Annotated in this window: 20 protein-coding genes; 11 read left to right on the top strand and 9 right to left on the bottom strand. The window is 61.6% G+C overall.

The window, feature by feature from the left end:
- Positions 1-579 precede the first annotated feature (579 nt).
- The 4 genes from HNR11_RS13480 (at position 580) to HNR11_RS13465 (ending at position 3683) form a co-directional block, all read left to right on the top strand.
- A complete protein-coding gene (locus HNR11_RS13480; protein ID WP_179443064.1) occupies positions 580-1068 on the top strand; it encodes a VOC family protein in 489 nt (162 codons plus the stop codon).
- Positions 1065-1808 carry a TipAS antibiotic-recognition domain-containing protein gene (locus HNR11_RS14320; protein ID WP_179443063.1) on the top strand — a complete coding sequence of 248 codons (744 nt, stop codon included), beginning with the start codon at positions 1065-1067 and terminating at the stop codon, positions 1806-1808. Before HNR11_RS13480 ends, HNR11_RS14320 begins: the two co-directional genes overlap by 4 nt.
- A 190-nt stretch (positions 1809-1998) precedes the next feature.
- Positions 1999-3087 carry a transglycosylase SLT domain-containing protein gene (locus HNR11_RS13470; RefSeq protein ID WP_179443062.1) on the top strand — a complete coding sequence of 363 codons (1089 nt, stop codon included), beginning with the start codon at positions 1999-2001 and terminating at the stop codon, positions 3085-3087.
- Positions 3084-3683, top strand: coding sequence for a hypothetical protein (locus tag HNR11_RS13465; RefSeq protein WP_179443061.1), 600 nt, complete (start codon positions 3084-3086; stop codon positions 3681-3683). The genes HNR11_RS13470 and HNR11_RS13465 overlap by 4 nt, the downstream gene beginning before the upstream one ends.
- A 25-nt stretch (positions 3684-3708) precedes the next feature.
- Here HNR11_RS13465 and HNR11_RS13460 read toward each other — a convergent pair whose 3' ends face one another.
- From HNR11_RS13460 to HNR11_RS13450, 3 genes are all read right to left on the bottom strand, one after another.
- A complete protein-coding gene (locus HNR11_RS13460) occupies positions 3709-3954 on the bottom strand; it encodes a hypothetical protein (protein WP_179443060.1) in 246 nt (81 codons plus the stop codon).
- A 78-nt stretch (positions 3955-4032) separates the two neighbouring features.
- On the bottom strand, positions 4033-4629 hold the full coding sequence (locus HNR11_RS13455; protein ID WP_179443059.1) for a hypothetical protein: 597 nt from the start codon (positions 4627-4629) through the stop codon (positions 4033-4035).
- 868 nt (positions 4630-5497) lie between these two features.
- Entirely contained in the window at positions 5498-5695 is a 198-nt protein-coding gene (locus HNR11_RS13450) for a hypothetical protein (protein ID WP_179443058.1), read from the bottom strand.
- Positions 5696-6177: 482 nt separating this feature from the next.
- Here HNR11_RS13450 and HNR11_RS13445 point away from each other — a divergent pair, with 482 nt between their 5' ends.
- Both HNR11_RS13445 and HNR11_RS13440 read left to right on the top strand, forming a co-directional pair.
- On the top strand, positions 6178-6654 hold the full coding sequence (locus HNR11_RS13445) for a hypothetical protein (RefSeq protein ID WP_179443057.1): 477 nt from the start codon (positions 6178-6180) through the stop codon (positions 6652-6654).
- 49 nt (positions 6655-6703) lie between these two features.
- Positions 6704-7102, top strand: coding sequence for a hypothetical protein (locus HNR11_RS13440; protein WP_179443056.1), 399 nt, complete (start codon positions 6704-6706; stop codon positions 7100-7102).
- A 403-nt stretch (positions 7103-7505) separates the two neighbouring features.
- Here the strand turns inward: HNR11_RS13440 and HNR11_RS13435 are convergent, their stop codons facing one another.
- Together HNR11_RS13435 and HNR11_RS13430 are read right to left on the bottom strand one after the other, a co-directional pair.
- The gene (locus HNR11_RS13435; protein ID WP_179443055.1) at positions 7506-7820 is read right to left on the bottom strand and encodes a hypothetical protein; all 315 of its coding nucleotides are present in this window, start codon (positions 7818-7820) and stop codon (positions 7506-7508) included.
- Positions 7817-8080, bottom strand: coding sequence for a hypothetical protein (locus HNR11_RS13430; RefSeq protein ID WP_179443054.1), 264 nt, complete (start codon positions 8078-8080; stop codon positions 7817-7819). Before HNR11_RS13430 ends, HNR11_RS13435 begins: the two co-directional genes overlap by 4 nt.
- A 410-nt stretch (positions 8081-8490) precedes the next feature.
- Here HNR11_RS13430 and HNR11_RS13425 point away from each other — a divergent pair, with 410 nt between their 5' ends.
- From HNR11_RS13425 to HNR11_RS13410, 4 genes are read left to right on the top strand one after another with little or no spacing between them, the layout of a single operon-like run.
- Entirely contained in the window at positions 8491-8883 is a 393-nt protein-coding gene (locus tag HNR11_RS13425; RefSeq protein WP_425488279.1) for a plasmid mobilization protein, read from the top strand.
- A complete protein-coding gene (locus HNR11_RS13420) occupies positions 8880-10367 on the top strand; it encodes a relaxase/mobilization nuclease domain-containing protein (protein WP_179443052.1) in 1488 nt (495 codons plus the stop codon). Before HNR11_RS13425 ends, HNR11_RS13420 begins: the two co-directional genes overlap by 4 nt.
- A gap of 21 nt (positions 10368-10388) precedes the next feature.
- Positions 10389-11321, top strand: a complete 933-nt coding sequence (locus tag HNR11_RS13415; RefSeq protein WP_179443051.1) for a hypothetical protein — start codon at positions 10389-10391, stop codon at positions 11319-11321.
- Complete coding sequence (locus HNR11_RS13410) at positions 11318-11821, top strand: DUF4913 domain-containing protein (protein WP_179443050.1); 504 nt, start codon at positions 11318-11320, stop codon at positions 11819-11821. The genes HNR11_RS13415 and HNR11_RS13410 overlap by 4 nt, the downstream gene beginning before the upstream one ends.
- Before the next feature lie 101 nt (positions 11822-11922).
- Here HNR11_RS13410 and HNR11_RS13405 read toward each other — a convergent pair whose 3' ends face one another.
- From HNR11_RS13405 to HNR11_RS13390, 4 genes are all read right to left on the bottom strand, one after another.
- On the bottom strand, positions 11923-13641 hold the full coding sequence (locus HNR11_RS13405) for a type IV secretory system conjugative DNA transfer family protein (RefSeq protein ID WP_179443049.1): 1719 nt from the start codon (positions 13639-13641) through the stop codon (positions 11923-11925).
- 107 nt (positions 13642-13748) lie between these two features.
- Positions 13749-14012: a type II toxin-antitoxin system RelE family toxin gene (locus tag HNR11_RS13400; protein ID WP_179443048.1), complete on the bottom strand. Its 264-nt coding sequence runs from the start codon at positions 14010-14012 to the stop codon at positions 13749-13751.
- Positions 13996-14223, bottom strand: coding sequence for a type II toxin-antitoxin system RelB family antitoxin (gene relB, locus HNR11_RS13395; RefSeq protein WP_179443047.1), 228 nt, complete (start codon positions 14221-14223; stop codon positions 13996-13998). Before relB ends, HNR11_RS13400 begins: the two co-directional genes overlap by 17 nt.
- 192 nt (positions 14224-14415) lie before the next feature.
- Entirely contained in the window at positions 14416-15348 is a 933-nt protein-coding gene (locus tag HNR11_RS13390) for a LysR family transcriptional regulator (RefSeq protein ID WP_179443046.1), read from the bottom strand.
- Between the two features lie 72 nt (positions 15349-15420).
- Here HNR11_RS13390 and HNR11_RS13385 point away from each other — a divergent pair, with 72 nt between their 5' ends.
- Positions 15421-16836 carry an MFS transporter gene (locus tag HNR11_RS13385; RefSeq protein WP_179443045.1) on the top strand — a complete coding sequence of 472 codons (1416 nt, stop codon included), beginning with the start codon at positions 15421-15423 and terminating at the stop codon, positions 16834-16836.
- Positions 16837-16946: the final 110 nt, after the last annotated feature.

Genomic DNA, 16946 nt, shown 5'->3' with positions numbered 1-16946 from the left:
TGGTGTCGTTACCCGAGGAGATTGGTTGCTAGAAGGATTAATCCCGCTCCTGCGGCGATGCCGCCGACCACTCTCATGAAGGGTGTGCTACTTCTAAATCGTTGCACGTCTTCTTTGCTTTTTGAGGTTGCTTTAGACCAGTACTCGTCGTACTGATCGTTGAACTTGTGTGCAAATACAGCGATCACAAGACCTAAGAGTATAAAAACTATGTTGGCTAGTATTTCTCCCACTAAATCTACGGTGTGTGCTGTCCATAGTTGGCATCCTGCGATCGCGGTGTGACCTGTAGCTCGGTACATCTTATTTGCATCGGAACTCGCATTTGAGTGTCTCATTTCGTCCAGACCCTTGCGCAGATCTGCCTCATTGGTCTGCGCGGACACCCTACAGAGACATACCTTGTCTGAGCCCGTGGACTGTCGCGTATGGGCATACCCATGAGCCACACCCGTAAGGTTGCGGGAACGGCAGGCCCGCCACTAGCGTCCTTTGCCCGAAGTGCTTGCCGCTTGAAGCCGGCGCGCCCCGACCATCGGTATTGACTCTTCCGTAGCGTCAACCGCAATGCTTGGCACTATGACAACAACCGACACCCCGACAGCGGACCGCTCGATCTACCAAATGCCGATGTTCGCCACATTCGTCGTTCGAGATCTCTCTGCCGCCAGAAACGTCTACGCTCAGGCCGGATTCGTTGATCTTGCGACGATTCCGGGGCCCACAGGTGAGCCCCAGCTCATTCACCTTCGTCGGATGAAGTACCAAGACCTACTCCTAGTACAAGGCGAACCTCGAAACGGCTCCACCTCTCTATCCTTCATGGCAGGGCCGATTGATCTCAACGAGCTCGCAGCCCAACTCCGCGCGGCAAAGGTCTCCACCGAGGGTCCGGAGGACACTCCCTGGTTCAGCACAGACCTGACCATCACCGACTTTGACGGAAATCGGATAGTACTCACGCAACCGCGCACAGCAGAGGAAGAACAGGCACGCAGTTGGGTCGCTGAGAAAGTCACTGGTGACTTCAACACCACCGATTCGACGATGGAAGATACTCAGTCGTGAGCGAGTGGCCAATCCGCGAGGTCGCCCGGGCAACCGGGCTCACGAGTCGGACTCTGCGCCACTATGAACAGGTCGGCCTTCTCCGTCCATCGCGAGTGGACCCTAATGGCTACCGCCATTACGGAGAGGATGAGGTTGCCCGTATCTACCGCATCCTGTCCCTGCGGGCTATCGATATGCCACTGCCCGCTATCAAGCGAGCAATCGTAGAGAACCAGAATCTGTCCGCGATTGTTCGTTCTCACGCCTTGTTACTCAAACAACGTCGAGATGAGACAGACCGGCAGCTCTTCGCGGTCGAACAACTTCTTCACGCCATAGACCAGGGAAGCACTATGACGCTCCACGAACTCTTCGCCAACTTCGACCACTCAACCCATGAAACAGAGGTTCGCAAACGATGGGGAGATGAGGCATGGCAAGACATCTCCCCCCTGCACGCGACAGATAACCAAGAGGAAGCAACTGCGGTGAACATTAACGACGCCCTTCGTCGCGCAGCGCAGGCCGGCGAGGAACCGACGAGTCCGCATTTCCAAGAACTCGTGAGCCAACACCATCAGTGGGTTTCTGAAAACTGGAAGACAACAGTCCTGACCACTGACGCTTACTTGGGACTGGCTCAGCTATACACCGCCGATGAGCGCTTCTCCAACGTCTACGGAGGCCAAGCCGCCGCCGAGATCGTTTACCAAGCGATACAGCACTGGGCCACTAAGCAAAGGGAGAACATTTCCTAAGCGGACCCCAGCGACGCGTACTGCATAATGCAGTGTGGTTCTGCGCTGGGGTATACCCCGCGCAACACTTGCTGCGCCCCGCTTGATACCAGTCTTAAGCAATTGAAGAATGCATAGCAATCTTGACGCCCGTTAGAACCATAGACCTTGCAATACACTGCGAATTGGATAATTCGCAACGGGGGAGTCTATGGCGGAGAACGACGGTTCAGGGTGTGGCCTCACGTTAGGCATCCTCGCTGTCCTGATCGGCGTACCGCTGTTCATCCTGGTCATAGCGATCAGCGGGGGAGAAGAACCCGAGCCGCAAGCCTCCTGCCGACCCGGCACCACGGAGGATGCCTCCGCGATCCCGGAGGAATACCGGGAGGCCCTTGATTCCGCGGCCGCTGAATCAAGTCTCTCCGTGGATCTCCTGGCGGCGCAGATCGACGCCGAATCATCCTGGAACCCCGACGCTGTGAGCCCCGTAGGAGCCGAGGGAATCGCTCAGTTCATGCCCCAGACCTGGGAGACCTACGGCGACGGGGGAGACCCCTTCAACCCCGAGGACTCGATAGCGGCGATGGGCCGCTATATGGCCTCAGTCTCCGACGAAGTCGCTGACCTTGCCGGCAATGAGCGCGAACTCGCAGAACTGGCCCTCGCGGCGTACAACGCCGGCCCCGGCGCGGTCCAAAGCGCCGGAGGAATCCCCGGCTTCACTGAGACCGAAGAGTACGTGGAAACCATCATGGGAAGTGCTCAAGGCAACTACTCGGCCGATTGCTCACCCGTGGGAGGCCAAGAGATCGGAGAGCTTGGCACAGGGGAGTGGACCCACCCGCTACCGGGATCCACCATGACTTCTGGTTTCGGTGCTCGATCCTGCCCGATCCTCAACGCCTTGAACTGCTCCGGTGGAGTCTCCGATCACCGAGGCCTGGACTTCGCCGGCCCCACTGGTGCCACCATCGTGGCCCCAATGGATCTCGAGATCCGCGCCACCGGAGTGATCAACGGCTGGGAACAACTCGGCTGGGTCGTGCTCGGGAAAATGCCCGATGCCCCTGGGCTGCATGTCGAGTTCGCCCACTGCGCGGCCAACAGCATCGACGTTGGCCCCGGCGATACCGTGGCACCAGGTACACCGCTGTGCACCCAGGGCAACACCGGTTCATCGGCCGGGGATCATCTGCACTTCCAGGTCGGCATCCCCGAAGGTGACGAAGCCACCCCAGGATGGGACAACCTGGTAGACCCCACACCACTGCTGAGAGAAAAGGGCATCGACTCATGAGCCGCAACGCCATCATTGCCATCATCGTCGCCGTGCTGGTCCTGGGTGCCGCTGGGGGAGCGTTCGCCTACGTCGCAGTGTCCTCAAATGAGCCCACCGCGCAGGAACCCGAGCAGAGCCCCGAGCCGAGCCCGACGCAGGTCCAGCCCGAGCCGGCCGAAGAGACCTTGGACGAGGGTCAGGACGAAGACCCCTTGGCAGCGGATCGTGAGGCAATGGAAGAACTGGGGATGAAGGTCGCAGAGATCATGACCACCTGGGACCCCAACAAGGACTACAACCGCACCGCAGCCGAAATGCGCGCAGCGGATCTCATGACCGAGGAACTTGCCGACTCGATCACCGCGCCCGAGCGCCCCGCCACCGGGGCCGCATGGCTCGACGCCGCCGCAGCCGGCGCGACCAGTCAGCCGACCGCAACGCCGAACCGGGCGACCTCTAACGAGGTCGTGTCCATCGAGGTGACCTGGATATGGGTCACCGAAGACGGGGACGTGATCACCAACCCCACTGAGCGCAGGTTGTACTTCTTCAACTTCGAGACCACCGACGACGGCGAACTGTTGGTCAGCGACTTCAACTACGACACGGTGTGAGGACTTGGTGCTAGCCCTGAAAGGGCTACTTTTCTCGGTTCAGTGCCTTGTCGCTAGACCGACCGGTGAGAAGCGCGACGGGGAACGCGACTAGCACGAAGAGGGCAACGCCCACGATGGCGACCGTCTCACTGGGCTCGATCACCCCGGTGTTTTGAAGGAGCCAAAAGCCTCCCGCAAAGAGCAATGCCACCACGAGCACCGCAATTCTGGCCGCTCGATTTCCGATGACACCCTTGGCCCAATTCCCTGGGGTTCCTTTTCGACTCATCGGTTCACTCTACGAGACGACTATGCAAACTCCCACGTCGGAGGCATTTCGGACAACCTTACGGGTCTGACGTTCGGCTCATCGGGTCACTCGGTAGACCCGCCTCCGCTTTCCCTTGGTGAAGCCCAACCGCTGATACGCCGCCAAGAGCCGGTCATCTGCGGCAGCGGCGACTGCCACCGCACCAGAGGGCAAGGACGCCAGAAGACTCCGGGTCAGAAGTAAGGCGGTGAGACGGGTATCGGGACGCTGCGCCAGTGCTGCGACCTGCCATCGCTCACCGCGCGGAGTCTCAGGGCCGACCGGTGTCATCGACAACGCCCCGGAATCGAGTTGAGCAAGACCCAGCGTGAAGGGCAGCCACAGCAGCGCGGCCACGTTTAGTCCCCAAGGGCCAATCGTGACCCCGGTCAGTACTACGACACCCAAGAAGGCGAGGAACACCAGTGCGGCCGCGCTGAGTTCATTGCTGATGCGGAAGCGTCCGAAGATCACCATTCCGGTGCCGTCGTCTGTCTCGTAGACCTGTCGGCGCGGGAGATAGATCCCGACAGTGAGAAGGGTGACCGGGTAGGCCAGGATCGCGCCCGGTTGGTGCTTGGTGAAGGCTTGGGACATCAGCCACGCCAGAGCGAACCAGCGGCGCAGCCGTGCCGGTGCTGGTCCAGTCCTCATCGTCCTGACCCTACCCATCACCTCGTCATCGAAAAATGCCCATGAGTATGAACACTCCACCTATACCTGCTCCTCCCCAGAGCGGGAGAAGCAGAAATTCGGGAGGGGCGTCTTGGAAGATGTGACCTTGGAAGAAGCGCTTGTGGATGGTTCGGTAGCGGAAGGACCCGATGATTCCGCCGACGAACACGACGGTGCCAATAAGGATGATGAGCCAGGGTGCCATCTTCCGGCCCTAGAGGAATCGGGGAGCCGCGCACGGCATCAGGGGACGGCCTGCCGGCTGTGTGGGTGTCGGTGTCCCGCTGCGCGGAACCCCGACGAAACCCCCGTGTGGTCACCTGGGGTCGCTGTTGAGCCTCCTAAGCCTAGTCGGGTCCGGGGCCCGACCTGTCAAGGCACGTGTCACCAGATTCAGTCCCTCGTGCCTCGGGACCGAGGGGCGGAAAACTTCGGGCGCGCGGTCGCAAGCTCCCTTATTTCGCGCCAGAACTTTCCCGACCCTCGCCGTTGCCGGTGAATCTGCTGGCACTCTTCGGCCTTGACAGCCCACCCGGACCGACTGGGCCAGGGAGTGCTCCACAAACGAGTGAGCGCAAGACGCCGAAACTCGGCGCACGAAAGGACGAGGCCGTGCCAGAAATGGTTGCCGCTATCGTCCTTGCCGGTCTAGGACTGATGACCGCCGGAGTGAATCTGGCGGTAGCAGTCGTTGAGCTGCGCAAGCAGCGCAACGAAAAACCCCGCCGATGCTCTGCAAAGCATCGACGGGGCCACACGTTCTAGACCGCTCAAGGGGGCCAGTTCAGTCGAAACCGGCTGGACTGGTCCCCTTCATAATATCCGCCGCAGAAGCCGCACGAAAGGGTCAGACATAACCCCACTCGAAGAAGCGGGAGAGCCCTATGCCGGCCACGCCCCACAGAGGGAGTAGTAGGAACTCAGCGGGGGCGTCTTGAAAGGGTCCACCGTCGAAAATCTTGTCGACCTTCTTGTAGTGGATAGAACCAACGATCCCTCCAATGATCAAGACGACGCCGCCGATGGTGAATAAGAGGGATTCCATTTAGCCACCCTAGCGCCGAGGCTTCGCCCGCACCCTCCGCTGTACTCCCGTGCGGACCGCCAAGAAGGTCCACGGACTGTCCAGCGCGATGACCCGCTGCGCTGCACTAGAGGTCCGGGCCGCTGCTCGTTCCTCGCATCGACCTGGCCTGTTCTGGTCCGGTGCTCCGCTCGTTCCTCGCTGCACACCGTCCCCGCTTTTCCTACTGCTCTAGGAGTTTACGCCCGTGCTCCGGGGGCACAACCCGGTTCATTCCTCACCGGGTCTGCGCCAACCGAAATTCTGATCGGCGCTCGTTCCTCGCTTATTTCCTCACAGATTTTCGGCCGGCTGGCCTTCGGTGTACCCCTTCCGTCACGGGCCGCTCGACAAGCTCGCCAGCAGGAAAAAACGATGGGGGAGAGACCACGATGCCAGTCACACAGCCACTAGCCCGTTGGGCAGTTCTAAACGTCGCAGTGACCCAGATCCTTAGCGTCCACATGACGCGGGAAGCCGCCAAGGTCGAGGCCAAGAAGGCCGGCAATTGCAGCTTTACTTACTACCTCTCAGACGCAGAGGTAGAAGCCCTCGCCACGTTCCGCACCGATGAGCCAGGAGACGCAGAGATGACCACCACCGCCACGCACACCGCCCAGACCGCCACCGCTGAGGCCCACGGGCTGCCCGTGGGAACCGTGCTGGTGTCCTCCTGGGGCTATGGCCAGACCAACATTGATTTCTACGAAGTCACCAAGGCCACCGCGAAGACGGTCATGATTCGCCCGATCTCACTGGCAAAGGAGAACGGCGAGAGCTGGGGAACCTATACCGCGACCCCGAAGCGCGGAGAGTTCACCGGGGACGCGTTCCGCTGCAAGGTCCAAGACCCCCACTCACAGCCCTGGGTGAAGATCAACAGTTTCGCAATGGCTCGGCCCATTGACGAAGAAGCCCAGCACGGCACCAGCTACGCCTAAGCCGCAGCAACGACCAGAAGACCAAGCCGCCACGTAAGGAGTAACCGCCATGACGACCACTACCGAAACCCGCGAAGAAGCCCAGTACGTTGCCGCCACGATCCGCCGCCAGGTCACGCCGCTTGTGTTGTTGAGTCTTGGAGCGCACAAGCTCGGAAGCTACACCCACCAGAACGGGACACACGCCCTGGTGTTTCTCGCGCGGGTGCTGCCGTTTAAGAAGAGCGGCGACCGCTCAGAGGCCCCGCGCAACATGCGGGTGATGATCACGCTAAGCGTTGCGGACCTCTACGATATCCGCGTGGAGTACCAGCGCCAGGGAGAGACGATCACCCACTACAGCGCCAATGGAATCTACGCCGATAGCCTCGCCGGGGTGATGCTGCGCATCGATTCAGGTTTCGAGTTGGAGAACTCATCCGAGGGACACCACGGGATCGAGTCCTAACCCAGTGACCGGAGACGAGAGAAGGCCCGGACCTAGCTAGAGCAAGTAGCTAGGTCCGGGCCTTTCTTTGTGAGTTTAGCGCGGCATCGGTTCACGCCGCGTCGAGCGGCGTGAACCGGCGAGGGGCTGCCGCCCCTCGCGCTCCCCGCTGACCCCGCTCACCTTCAGGAGTCATTGGTCCTGGGTCGTCGGTGGCTGATTCCGAGCTGAGTTCTTCCTAGCCCGCTCGGCAGCAAGTCTTGGGAATCCGAGAACCATGAGAGTGATGCCCACTATGAGGCTGAGGATACGTAGCCATATTGGGGAGTCTGGAAGTAGAACAACGGGAAAGATGAGAACAAACGTCGCTGCGACGAAGAAGAACACTGCGGTGTCCTTGCCCTGCGTTGGCTTAGTCATCTGCTCAGTCCTCAGTTACATCTGAGCGAGATCCACCGATCTCATCCTGGTGTGCGTCGCTTCGGCTGCTGGCTGAGTTCTTGCGCGTGTTGCTCTTGGGCGGCTTGGAGAATCGAGCCACCTGGGCCCGGGTCCACCCCTGACGTTCAGCCGCGACCATCAGCCGCTTCTCTTCCTTCTTCGCCTCGCTGAGTTCGTGTTCCAGTTCCACGCGCCGAGCGACCGCGACCGCGAGATCCTGGACCGCCGCCATGCGTTCCTGATTGACCTTCTCGGCTTCATCGAGGACATGTTGCTGTGCTGGTGTGAGTTCACTCATGAGCCTGAGTCTACGTCTGGTAGTTGCTCATTCTGAAGGGGCGTTGTGTCCTCATCGGATCGAGTGACGTGCAGTGTCGGTGTGGGGTGATCGAGTTGCCAAATTACCCAGCGATGCACGGCAGTATCGACGTAGCGAATCGTGTTGGGCTCGATGTTCAGCCACACCGGTCCTAACCCACTGTTGCGCCATGCGGCAAGGTCCGATTCTGCGACGTTAAGTTGGTTGGCTACTTCGCTGGGAGTGATGATCCGTGGCATGGGTTCCTCCTGGTTTGGTTGGTCACCGTTCTTTTCGGCAACTGCCGAATATCGGGTGGAGCAGGTTCGGTCCAGCCTGGAGAGTGGTCCGTGGAATACCGGAGCGATTGAGCGCAGCGATTGAGTGAGGATATGCCGCGAAAGCCGGTCGGAAGGCTTGACCGGTTCTGCGCAGCCCGTAAGCTCACCCTGCGAAAAGAACGCTTGTCTTTCCGAGTCCGCACGTCCAAACCCGAAAAGACCACCAGAAGATACCCGAGGCGGAGCAAGGCGGAGCAAGCTGTAGAGTTAGCACGGCTAACTCGCTTTGGTTCCTTGTCGCTGCGCTGGGCCTGTGGCACCCTTGAACCTAGAGGTTTCAAGCGTCGTTGCACTGGGCTTAAAGGGCGGTGATTTTCTTGGCAAGACGGATGCGGCAAGCGAATGCCGCTGGCGGTCGCCCGATCCGTCGTGAGGTGAAGCTGACCGAGTTCGAGGACAACGCTCTCTACTTCGCTGCTTCACAGGCCGGCATGACGCCCGCGCGATTCCTGAAGGAATCTGCGCTCTCGCGTGATCGCGGCATGTCCGTGTCAGAGCGCCACGAACTGAGCACGCGACTGCATCAGCTCCAGGGCTCGCTGGCGGCTATCGGCAACAACATCAACCAGCTCGCTCGCCGCGCTAACGCCGAGGAAGCTGTCACCAAGGAGATCAGCGCGGAGCTGACTCATTCACTGGCTCAGGTGCGCGCCACGATGCGACGCATAGATGACGCACTTCCTAGCCTGGCAGTCTCGCCCGAAGAGGCCGATGCCACATGATGCCTAACGTCACGCAGGGTGGTCGTATGGCTGGACTCGTCATGTACCTTGCCGGTCCTGGTCGAGCCAACGAGCACACCGATCAGCGCCTCATCGCTGGACACGATTTGGTGACCTTTGCCGTTGAACCAGGCAAGGCACTGAGCCGCGATGACGCGCTGGACATTGCTAATGTTCTCGACGCTCCACGCAAGCAGCACGGCACGACCGTTCAGGTGCCAGTGCAAGAGTTCGACCAGGAAACCTCGCAGTACGTGACGACCGGCAAGAAGGACGCTCACGTCTGGCATTGCTCGCTGGCCCTGAAAGCTGATGAGGGAAAACTCAGCGATGAGAAGTGGGCCGAGATCGCTCACGATTTCGTTGAGGGAATGGGCTTCATCGACCCCGACGGCGCTAAGACGTCCCGATGGGCGGCTATCCACCACGGAGAGTCCAAGAACGGCAACGACCACATTCACATCGCTGTGCAGATGGTCCGCGAGGACGGCACCAAAGCAGACGTTCATTTCGACAAGCGCCGGTCTCAGAAAGTCGCCGGTGAGATCGAGGAGAAGCACGGTCTCGTCGTGCTCGAATCCAGGGACAAGAGTCGTGGACTCTCCGGGGACAAGCCGGCCGAACGCACCACCGCGCAGCGCCAGGGCCACGCGATGCCGGCCCCGGTCGAGCTGCGCCGCCGGATGCGCGCAGCACTGGCCACGTCATCGAACCAGCACGAGTACGTGCAACGCCTCATGGACTCAGGCGTGCGCGTCGCTCCACGCTTCGCCAAGGGCTCTACCGACAGGATCGTGGGCTACCGGGTTGGACTCACACCCGAGCCCGGTTCCAAGGAATCAACGATCTACTACGCGCCATCAAAGATCGACCGCACCCTAGGTTGGCCCTACATCAGCGCCCGCTTCAACGGTGAAGGGAAAGAAGGCGCTGACCGGCTGCTGCGCGGAGTCCATACCGGTTCCATTGCGCAGCCAGATCGCACGAGCAAGGCGCCTGATTTCGAGCCGCGCCGCGCGCAGCACCTCATGGCCGGCAACGCCGGACCCGATGCGCTGGCGAACATCTACGCGCGGGTCTCTATGTCGATGGAGCGCGACAAGCCGGGAGTGTTTCACCAGCTCTCGGAGAACTATGCGCGTGCCTCACAGGGCAGTGGAAACGCCGCCCACGCGGTGCGGCTGGGAGCCCGGTTCGCGTCCAAGAACTCTGCGCGCAGTTGGCTCGCTGTTTTGCAGCAAGCCAACCGGCTTGCCCGCGCCATGACCGATGACAAGCTGGCCAGCAGCCGTCCGCAGCTCAGTGCTGCGACCTTGCCGGCCTTGGCCCAGGCAGACCGGATCATTCGCGCCGAGATCATCCGGGTCCAGAAGGAGAACGCGACCAGCACAGCGGCTGCACCGACGAAGGATTCCCCCACGCGAACCCCTATGAGTGTTCATCGCCCCGGACGTGGGAGCGCAGACCAGGGATACGGACGTTAAGCCACTACGGAAGGTAGAGCAATGGCAGACAACGAAGAGTCAGAGATCACCGAGAGCATTGCCATTATGGCGCGCACCCTCACCGGGTCTGCGATGCAGGTCCGTGAATCCGCGACCCGGGACCATCAGGCCCAGGCGCAGCAGCGCGCTGCCGCGCAAGCCAATGTGCAGCGCAGCGAAGCGCAACTAGCATCAGGGCTGCGCCAAGAGGTCTACAGCCGCGAATTCTGGCGTACCGCGTCGAGTGAGAACATCGCTGACCACATGACCGTGGCCTCACACCTTGGACGCACCCAGCCCGACGCGCGCATGGCAGCCATGCACACCGCCGATGTGCTGCGCAATGATTTCGGGATCAACGTCGAGCAGATGAACCGCGATCATCCGAACTCCTTGGAAGATCGACACCACGCGCTGCGCGATGCCCTCGATGATTACTTCACCCGGGCACGCTCCGACGCCGAAGCGGACCAGGGACGCATCGACGCGCAGCGGGAAACCACCACCCCCGAGGTCGAAACACCGACCCTGGACAACGAGGCCGAGCAGTCGGCCGAGCAGTCAGAGGCAGCCGCGCCCGCCGAGGCCGGCAAGACCCAGGACGGTCCAGAGGTCAACGCGGCCGAGGACCGCGCCGCCGAGGCCAAGACCTCAGAGACCGCGAACCTTGCCGCCGCTGACCGGGCTGGCTCAGAGGTCAACCAGGACCACGAGCACACCCGCGCCGAGGAAGCCACGGGAGGCCGGCAGCCGCAGCCCTATGCGCGAGTCAGCAAGCAGGAGCTTAACGAGATCCAGAAGCTCGATCCCGCCCTGGTCGCGGTGCGTCAGCGCCAGGCCCAAGGCTTCCCCATGTCGGCGCAGAAAGCCGTCACCGGGAAGGGAAACACCGGACCCACCCCGGCACGCGGAGCCGTGAAGACCCAGAGCAAGGATCAGGTGATCTCTCGATGAGTGACACCAGCGCTTTCGCCCCCGACCTAGAGATCCCCGAGCCAGACGAGCCCGAGGAATCACCAGCGGTAGAGGCCACCGAACCGGTGCCGACCACAGCGGACGAAGAGACCACCGAGGACGAAACGCCGACACTGGCCTACCCCAACGCTGGCGCATGGGTAAACGGCTGGCTACTGCCGCACTACCGGCGCGAGCTAGGGGGCAGCAAGCGCCGCTGGGACCCGAACTGGTGGCACTACGAAGAGGTCGGCGGCGCACTCGAAGCACTCTGGCAAGCCTGGGAGCATCTACGCCTGGAACCAGGGACAGGAATCGCGGTGTTCTACCGCGATTACCTCTACCCGATCATGGACCAGCTCACCGCCGCTGATGGGCCGTTCTGGAACCTCCACACCAAGCCCCCCGAGGTCGAAAGCAACACCGTGCCCCCGGCCTGGGAAACCAACCCCACGCCCCACGGGTGGTTCCGCGAGGCAGGCGACCCCCGCGAACAGTAAGCCTCACGCAAATGTCCCCCCGTCCGCTGAATGCGGACGGGGGGACATTTGTCTGTGCGGCGTTCCACGGGCCTCTACAGGGCCCGGGGTTACTGCGTGGATTATTGGCCGAGCTTGGCCTCGTAGTGCTCCTGGGAGACCTTGACGTCCTTTGCATAAGGCTTCGCTGAGAAGTGTTCGAGCTTCATCAGCGCGGCCGGCTGACCGGAGCTGAACAGCAACGCACGCCCCGGGGGCAGCCCCGCGAGATCCGCGACGTCGAGAATCCGTTCACGCTGGATCGACGTCGAGGTAGACCGGCCGCGCTGCGCGCTGCTGGTCTGCCGCTTGATCACGTCACGTTCGCCCACGAGCTGGGAGAGGAACGGCAGAAACGCATCCTCAGAGAGCCCCGAGCCGGCCACCCGGATATTGGCCGAGGACCAGAGCTTGCGCATCCCTTCCTTGCCGAACGCCTCCACACCTTGGACGAAGCTTTGGAAGAACGTTGAGACCACGATCCCGCGCGAACCATAGTGCGAGTAAAGGTCCGGCAGCTCACGCCACCGGACCACGTTCGCGGCCTCATCAAGAACAGCCATGACCGGCGGGGAAAGCCGGCCACCAGGCAGCCGGCCAGCGCGCTTCTCCGCAGTCGTCAGCGTGGCCATGACCAACGCAGCCGTGATCGCCCGAGCAGATCCGCCACCCTCACGCGAGATCAGATACAGCGTGTCCGTGGTCTTGGAGAACTCTTCGTGATCAAACTCGACCACGCCAGGCAGCATAGGATCGCGCAGCCACGGCATCACCCGTTCATCTCCGAGGACCGAGACCCACGGGCGCACGGTGCCATAGACGCCGTCGCGCTGCTTCGGGGTGAGCTGCATGATCTGGCCCAGCGCATCCGCGTAATTGGGACTGCCGGCCTTGCGCAGCGCAGTCCGCGGAGTCGGGTCATCGGGATCATTGGCCCAGGTGAACACGTCCGTGATCGGACGCGAGGACAACGCGGCCGAGAGTAGAAGGTGTGAGAGCAGACGCTTACCGTCGGAGGTGAAATAAGCATCCTGGGAGGCCCCGGCCGAGGTCTCGGAGGTAATGAACACGTCCGCGAGTTTCTGTGCGGTCTCCATGTCTTTGACGAAGCTCAGCGGGTTCCAGAACCAGGACGGTTCCTCACCAATAATGTCTTGGGGATCATGGACCCACACCCGGCCCTTGGCCAGGCGCGGGCCGCGCGTGAGATCCACAATGTCTCGCTTATTCGAGGTCGCGAGCACGGGCCCGTTGGTCTCGACAATCTGAGGCACGCACACACACGAGGTCTTACCCGCACGAGGCCCCATGATCCAGGTCTGCACCCACTCCCACGAGGCGCGCAGCTCCTTGTTGTTCGCCACCGCACGCGCCAGCGGCACCCCCGGTGACGCGTTGGAGGCTTTCAGCCGTTCCGCGTCGGCCGTCTGGGACTTCATGCCGAGCCCGCTGAGATCCTTCGGCCGCGACATAGACCGCGCCAGGTGATCGACCCGCGAGGACTTCCCCCGCTGGCGCACCGCTGCAAAGACCAGCAGCCCCACCAGCACCAGGACGCCGAAGACGATAGTGCCGAACATGACGAGCTGCGCCGCCGTGACCGGCAGCGCACCCGTGATCTGACCACCGATGATCGTCAGCGGATCGTTAGCCCCGGCAGGGCCAGTGATCGCAGGATCAATCAGCGCCGCCGCCCACCATCCAGCGGCGAGCAGTAGAACTATCGCGATGAAACCGCCGAGGATGATCCAGCCCGTCTCCTCGGAGCCCGGTTGGTTTCTTCTGCCGGCGCGCTGGTTCATGTCAGATCCTCTCTCATGCGTGGTCTCTCTAGGGGCGGTCTTCTAGTAGGGGACAAACGTCATCACGAGGGTGACTGACCGCCAGTTACCTCGTGAATCTCTCAGCCCTATTTGTAGGCTTCGCTGCGGTGCTGACGTTCAATCACCAGGACCATCAGCTGTCCGTACTGGATATCGCAGAGGACTCGAAAATCCCCGACCCGGTAGACCCAGAACCCCTTGTGGTGAGACAAGAGCGGTTTACCCATCGTGATGGGATCGTCTAAGGACTCGATCTCGCGGAGTTTGCGCAGAATCTGCTGAGCGACCGGCTTGTCGAGCTTCTTCAGCGTCTTACGGACGTCCTCATCGAGCTCAATCTTCCAGGTCAAGCTCGCGCTCTACTTCCTCGAGTGAATATCTCTGACGCTTGCCTGCACGAATATCCGCGACCTTTCGCTCGAGAGAGAGTTCCCACTCCAGGCGTTCGATGTTTTCTTCCAGCAACGCGCGCAGGTAGTAGCTTTTCGGGCGCCCTGTGCCCTCGGCCACCCGAGCTAGGCGAGCTTCAAGCTCGGCTGGTAGTCGAACGGTTGTCGTCATGGCTGAACCTCCTGCACCACAGTGTATTACACGTGCATCAGCCGGTGCAGGGACTCATTGCGATCCCTCGACTAGGGGGTATGCCGCGGAGGGAACGGTCGGTGTCGTTCAGTTGTGACCGATGACGGGCGCCCGAGTAGTTCCGACTCACCTGGACCTGAGGAACTCGCTGTGACTCACAACTGGATCTCGCTATGGGCCGGTGGTTGGTCCTGGGGTGCGATCCGCCAGCGTTGTTCGAACCGTCTCCATCGCGTGGATAGCGGCATCGATCCGCGGGTTCCCTCGTGAACCTGCGCGGAAGGTCACCATGATCCGACGGTGTGGCCGATGCTCACCGGCGAGGGGGATACGTCGGACTTGTGGGTGCGAGATCTCCTGTGCGATGCGCGGGAACGCGGAGATCCCCAGCCCTGCTGCGACCATCGCCGTTGTGGCTGTGAGGTCCTGGGCATAGTGGCTGGAGCGCGGTGCGTAGCCGGCGGATCGGGTCGCGGCGTAGAGCTCCATATACGAGTCTTGATGGGGGAGCCCGGTAATCCATTCCTCGTGACGCGCCTCTTCGAGTCGCACTTCATCTCGTACGGCGAAGACGTGGTCCCGGTGAACCAGGAGGTCTATAGGGTCGTCCATGAACTCTTCGACCTCCAGATAGTCAGGAAGCCGACTGGTGGATTCATCCGCCACGAACAAGCCCACATCGATCGCCCCGGTCTCTAAGGCTTTCGAGATCTCTTGTGAATAGATCTCCTTGGCCACCGGCTTCACTTGCCGGTGCTCGGCACGCAGCCGCACCACGGCCGGGGTGACCACGGCGGTCAAGATCGTGGCGAACCCACCGATGACCACAGGACCACACAGCTGGGTAGCTGCAGAGGCCGTGTCGCTAAGTGCAGATTCCCACTGGGCGTTCAATGCCCGTGTGTGTTCGACCAATCGCTGCCCGGCCGAAGTCAACTTCACCCGACGCCCGTCGTGTTCCAGTAGGTCGAGATCAATCTCTGCCTCGAGCTGTTTGATCTGCCGGGAGACCCCTGAGGGGCTCCGGAAGAGCGCCTCCGCTGCGGCAGTCACGGTCCCGTACTCACTGACGGCCAGAAGCAGCTGCAAGCGTGAATCAATCATGGACTCATACTGCACGGTCAGCGTGACTATGTGAACCTGGACGCAGACTTCATTCGTCGATGAACTAGGTCCATGTCCCACTCCACACAGTCTGCCCCTCTTCGTCACCATGATGAGCCACTGTCCTTCGCCCGGGTCTGCGCGATCCTGGCTGTCTTCACTGTGGTGCTGATCTTCGGTGGCACCGACATGACCAAAGTCGCGGCCGCGTTGCCCGAGCTCACTGAACGTCTGTCTCTGAGCCCGCTCCAGGCACTGTGGACAGCAGATGCTTATGCCCTCACTACAGGTGTGGCAATCATTCCCAGCGCCGTCCTCGCAGACCGCTACGGACGAAAACGCGCCTACACCGCGGGACTATGCGTGGCCCTAGTGAGCGCTGTTATCGCGGGTGCCGCCACAGGTCCGGCCATGCTGATCGCTGGACGGATCGGCCAGGGGATCGGATCTGCCTTGCTGATCGCCGCGACCGTCGCGATCATCCGAGTCTCCTTCCCCACGCTGAGATCTCGAAGCGTCGCCTACGGGCTCTGGGTCACCAGCTTCAGCGCAGGCACAGGCCTCGGGCCCCTCCTGGGTGGAGTGCTCCTCGAGGAACTTTCGCGGAGCTGGATCTTCTGGATCAACGTGCCAGTGTTTGGACTGTGTCTCATTGCCGCCAGCTTGGTGCTGCCGGAGTCGAGAAACACGACACCACCCAAGCTGGATCCGCTCAGCATCGCGACCTCCACGGTCGGGCTGGGCGCACTGATCCTCGCACTGAAAGTGATCACGCGAGACGACTTACCTGCTGCCGCACCAGCACTGCTGATAGGAAGCGCCACGGCAGGAGTCGTTTTCTGCTGGCGACAGACACGTCTGCGCCGTCCATACCTCGACATCACCCTCTTCAAGAACCCTGTGCTGAGCGTCTCCGCCCTAAGCATCGTGGCCACCTCGGGGCTCTTCAACGGAACGCTGTACCTGCTGACTCAGCAGCTTCTGAGCGAGGACACGCACACCGCGATCTCCGCTGGGGTGGCGCTTCTGCCCTTGGCTGCAGCGAGCATGGCCGGAGGCATCCTGGCTCCACAGTTAACTCGATGGATCGCCGAGCCCCACCTGTTGACCGCTGGCTTCCTCTCCACGTCACTTGGCTCGCTCCTGGTGATCTCGCTGCCTCAGACCCCGCATCCTCTCAGCCTGATACTGCTCGGTCTCGGCGCCGGAACGGTGATGGCGCTGGCCTCGAACGCGTTGATGAGCTCCGCTCCCACTACTCGCACAGCAGATGCGGGCGCGATCCAAGAGAGCTCCTTCGCCCTCGGCGGCGGGATCGGCATCGCCGCACTCGGCGTGATCGCACTGCACTACAGCGCTGGACAGGAAGGAGACCTGGCTACCGGGGCCCACACCGCACTGGGAGCAGGCGCATTCCTCTACTCGACGTTCGGGATCGGCGCAGCCCTGATGGCCTTGGGACAGCAGCGATCGGTTCACCGTCGATGAGTCCTCCAGGACGCCGCTACTGCACTTGCATCTGGCGGTTATGACTTCACGAGCACTCTGTTTGAATCTCACATGTTGCCATCTACACCCAGCAGACAGAGCCCCGCCTT

Source organism: Nesterenkonia sandarakina (assembly GCF_013410215.1).
Classification (GTDB): Bacteria; Actinomycetota; Actinomycetes; order Actinomycetales; family Micrococcaceae; genus Nesterenkonia; species Nesterenkonia sandarakina.
The sequence above is the reverse complement of the archived record's forward strand: the minus strand, read 5'-3'. Positions and strand labels throughout refer to the sequence as shown.

Excerpts from the sequence above, each read along its gene's own strand:
- HNR11_RS13405 (WP_179443049.1), bottom strand. The coding sequence starts at position 13,641 with ATGAACCAGCGCGCCGGCAGAAGAAACCAACCGGGCTCCGAGGAGACG.
- HNR11_RS13420 (WP_179443052.1), top strand. The coding sequence starts at position 8,880 with ATGATGCCTAACGTCACGCAGGGTGGTCGTATGGCTGGACTCGTCATG.
- HNR11_RS13410 (WP_179443050.1), top strand. The coding sequence starts at position 11,318 with ATGAGTGACACCAGCGCTTTCGCCCCCGACCTAGAGATCCCCGAGCCA.
- HNR11_RS13470 (WP_179443062.1), top strand. The coding sequence starts at position 1,999 with ATGGCGGAGAACGACGGTTCAGGGTGTGGCCTCACGTTAGGCATCCTC.
- HNR11_RS13385 (WP_179443045.1), top strand. The coding sequence starts at position 15,421 with ATGTCCCACTCCACACAGTCTGCCCCTCTTCGTCACCATGATGAGCCA.
- HNR11_RS13430 (WP_179443054.1), bottom strand. The coding sequence starts at position 8,080 with ATGCCACGGATCATCACTCCCAGCGAAGTAGCCAACCAACTTAACGTC.
- HNR11_RS13465 (WP_179443061.1), top strand. The coding sequence starts at position 3,084 with ATGAGCCGCAACGCCATCATTGCCATCATCGTCGCCGTGCTGGTCCTG.
- relB (WP_179443047.1), bottom strand. The coding sequence starts at position 14,223 with ATGACGACAACCGTTCGACTACCAGCCGAGCTTGAAGCTCGCCTAGCT.
- HNR11_RS13480 (WP_179443064.1), top strand. The coding sequence starts at position 580 with ATGACAACAACCGACACCCCGACAGCGGACCGCTCGATCTACCAAATG.
- HNR11_RS13460 (WP_179443060.1), bottom strand. The coding sequence starts at position 3,954 with ATGAGTCGAAAAGGAACCCCAGGGAATTGGGCCAAGGGTGTCATCGGA.
- HNR11_RS13425 (WP_425488279.1), top strand. The coding sequence starts at position 8,491 with ATGCGGCAAGCGAATGCCGCTGGCGGTCGCCCGATCCGTCGTGAGGTG.
- HNR11_RS13450 (WP_179443058.1), bottom strand. The coding sequence starts at position 5,695 with ATGGAATCCCTCTTATTCACCATCGGCGGCGTCGTCTTGATCATTGGA.
- HNR11_RS13415 (WP_179443051.1), top strand. The coding sequence starts at position 10,389 with ATGGCAGACAACGAAGAGTCAGAGATCACCGAGAGCATTGCCATTATG.
- HNR11_RS13440 (WP_179443056.1), top strand. The coding sequence starts at position 6,704 with ATGACGACCACTACCGAAACCCGCGAAGAAGCCCAGTACGTTGCCGCC.
- HNR11_RS13390 (WP_179443046.1), bottom strand. The coding sequence starts at position 15,348 with ATGATTGATTCACGCTTGCAGCTGCTTCTGGCCGTCAGTGAGTACGGG.
- HNR11_RS13455 (WP_179443059.1), bottom strand. The coding sequence starts at position 4,629 with ATGAGGACTGGACCAGCACCGGCACGGCTGCGCCGCTGGTTCGCTCTG.
- HNR11_RS13445 (WP_179443057.1), top strand. The coding sequence starts at position 6,178 with ATGACGCGGGAAGCCGCCAAGGTCGAGGCCAAGAAGGCCGGCAATTGC.
- HNR11_RS13435 (WP_179443055.1), bottom strand. The coding sequence starts at position 7,820 with ATGAGTGAACTCACACCAGCACAGCAACATGTCCTCGATGAAGCCGAG.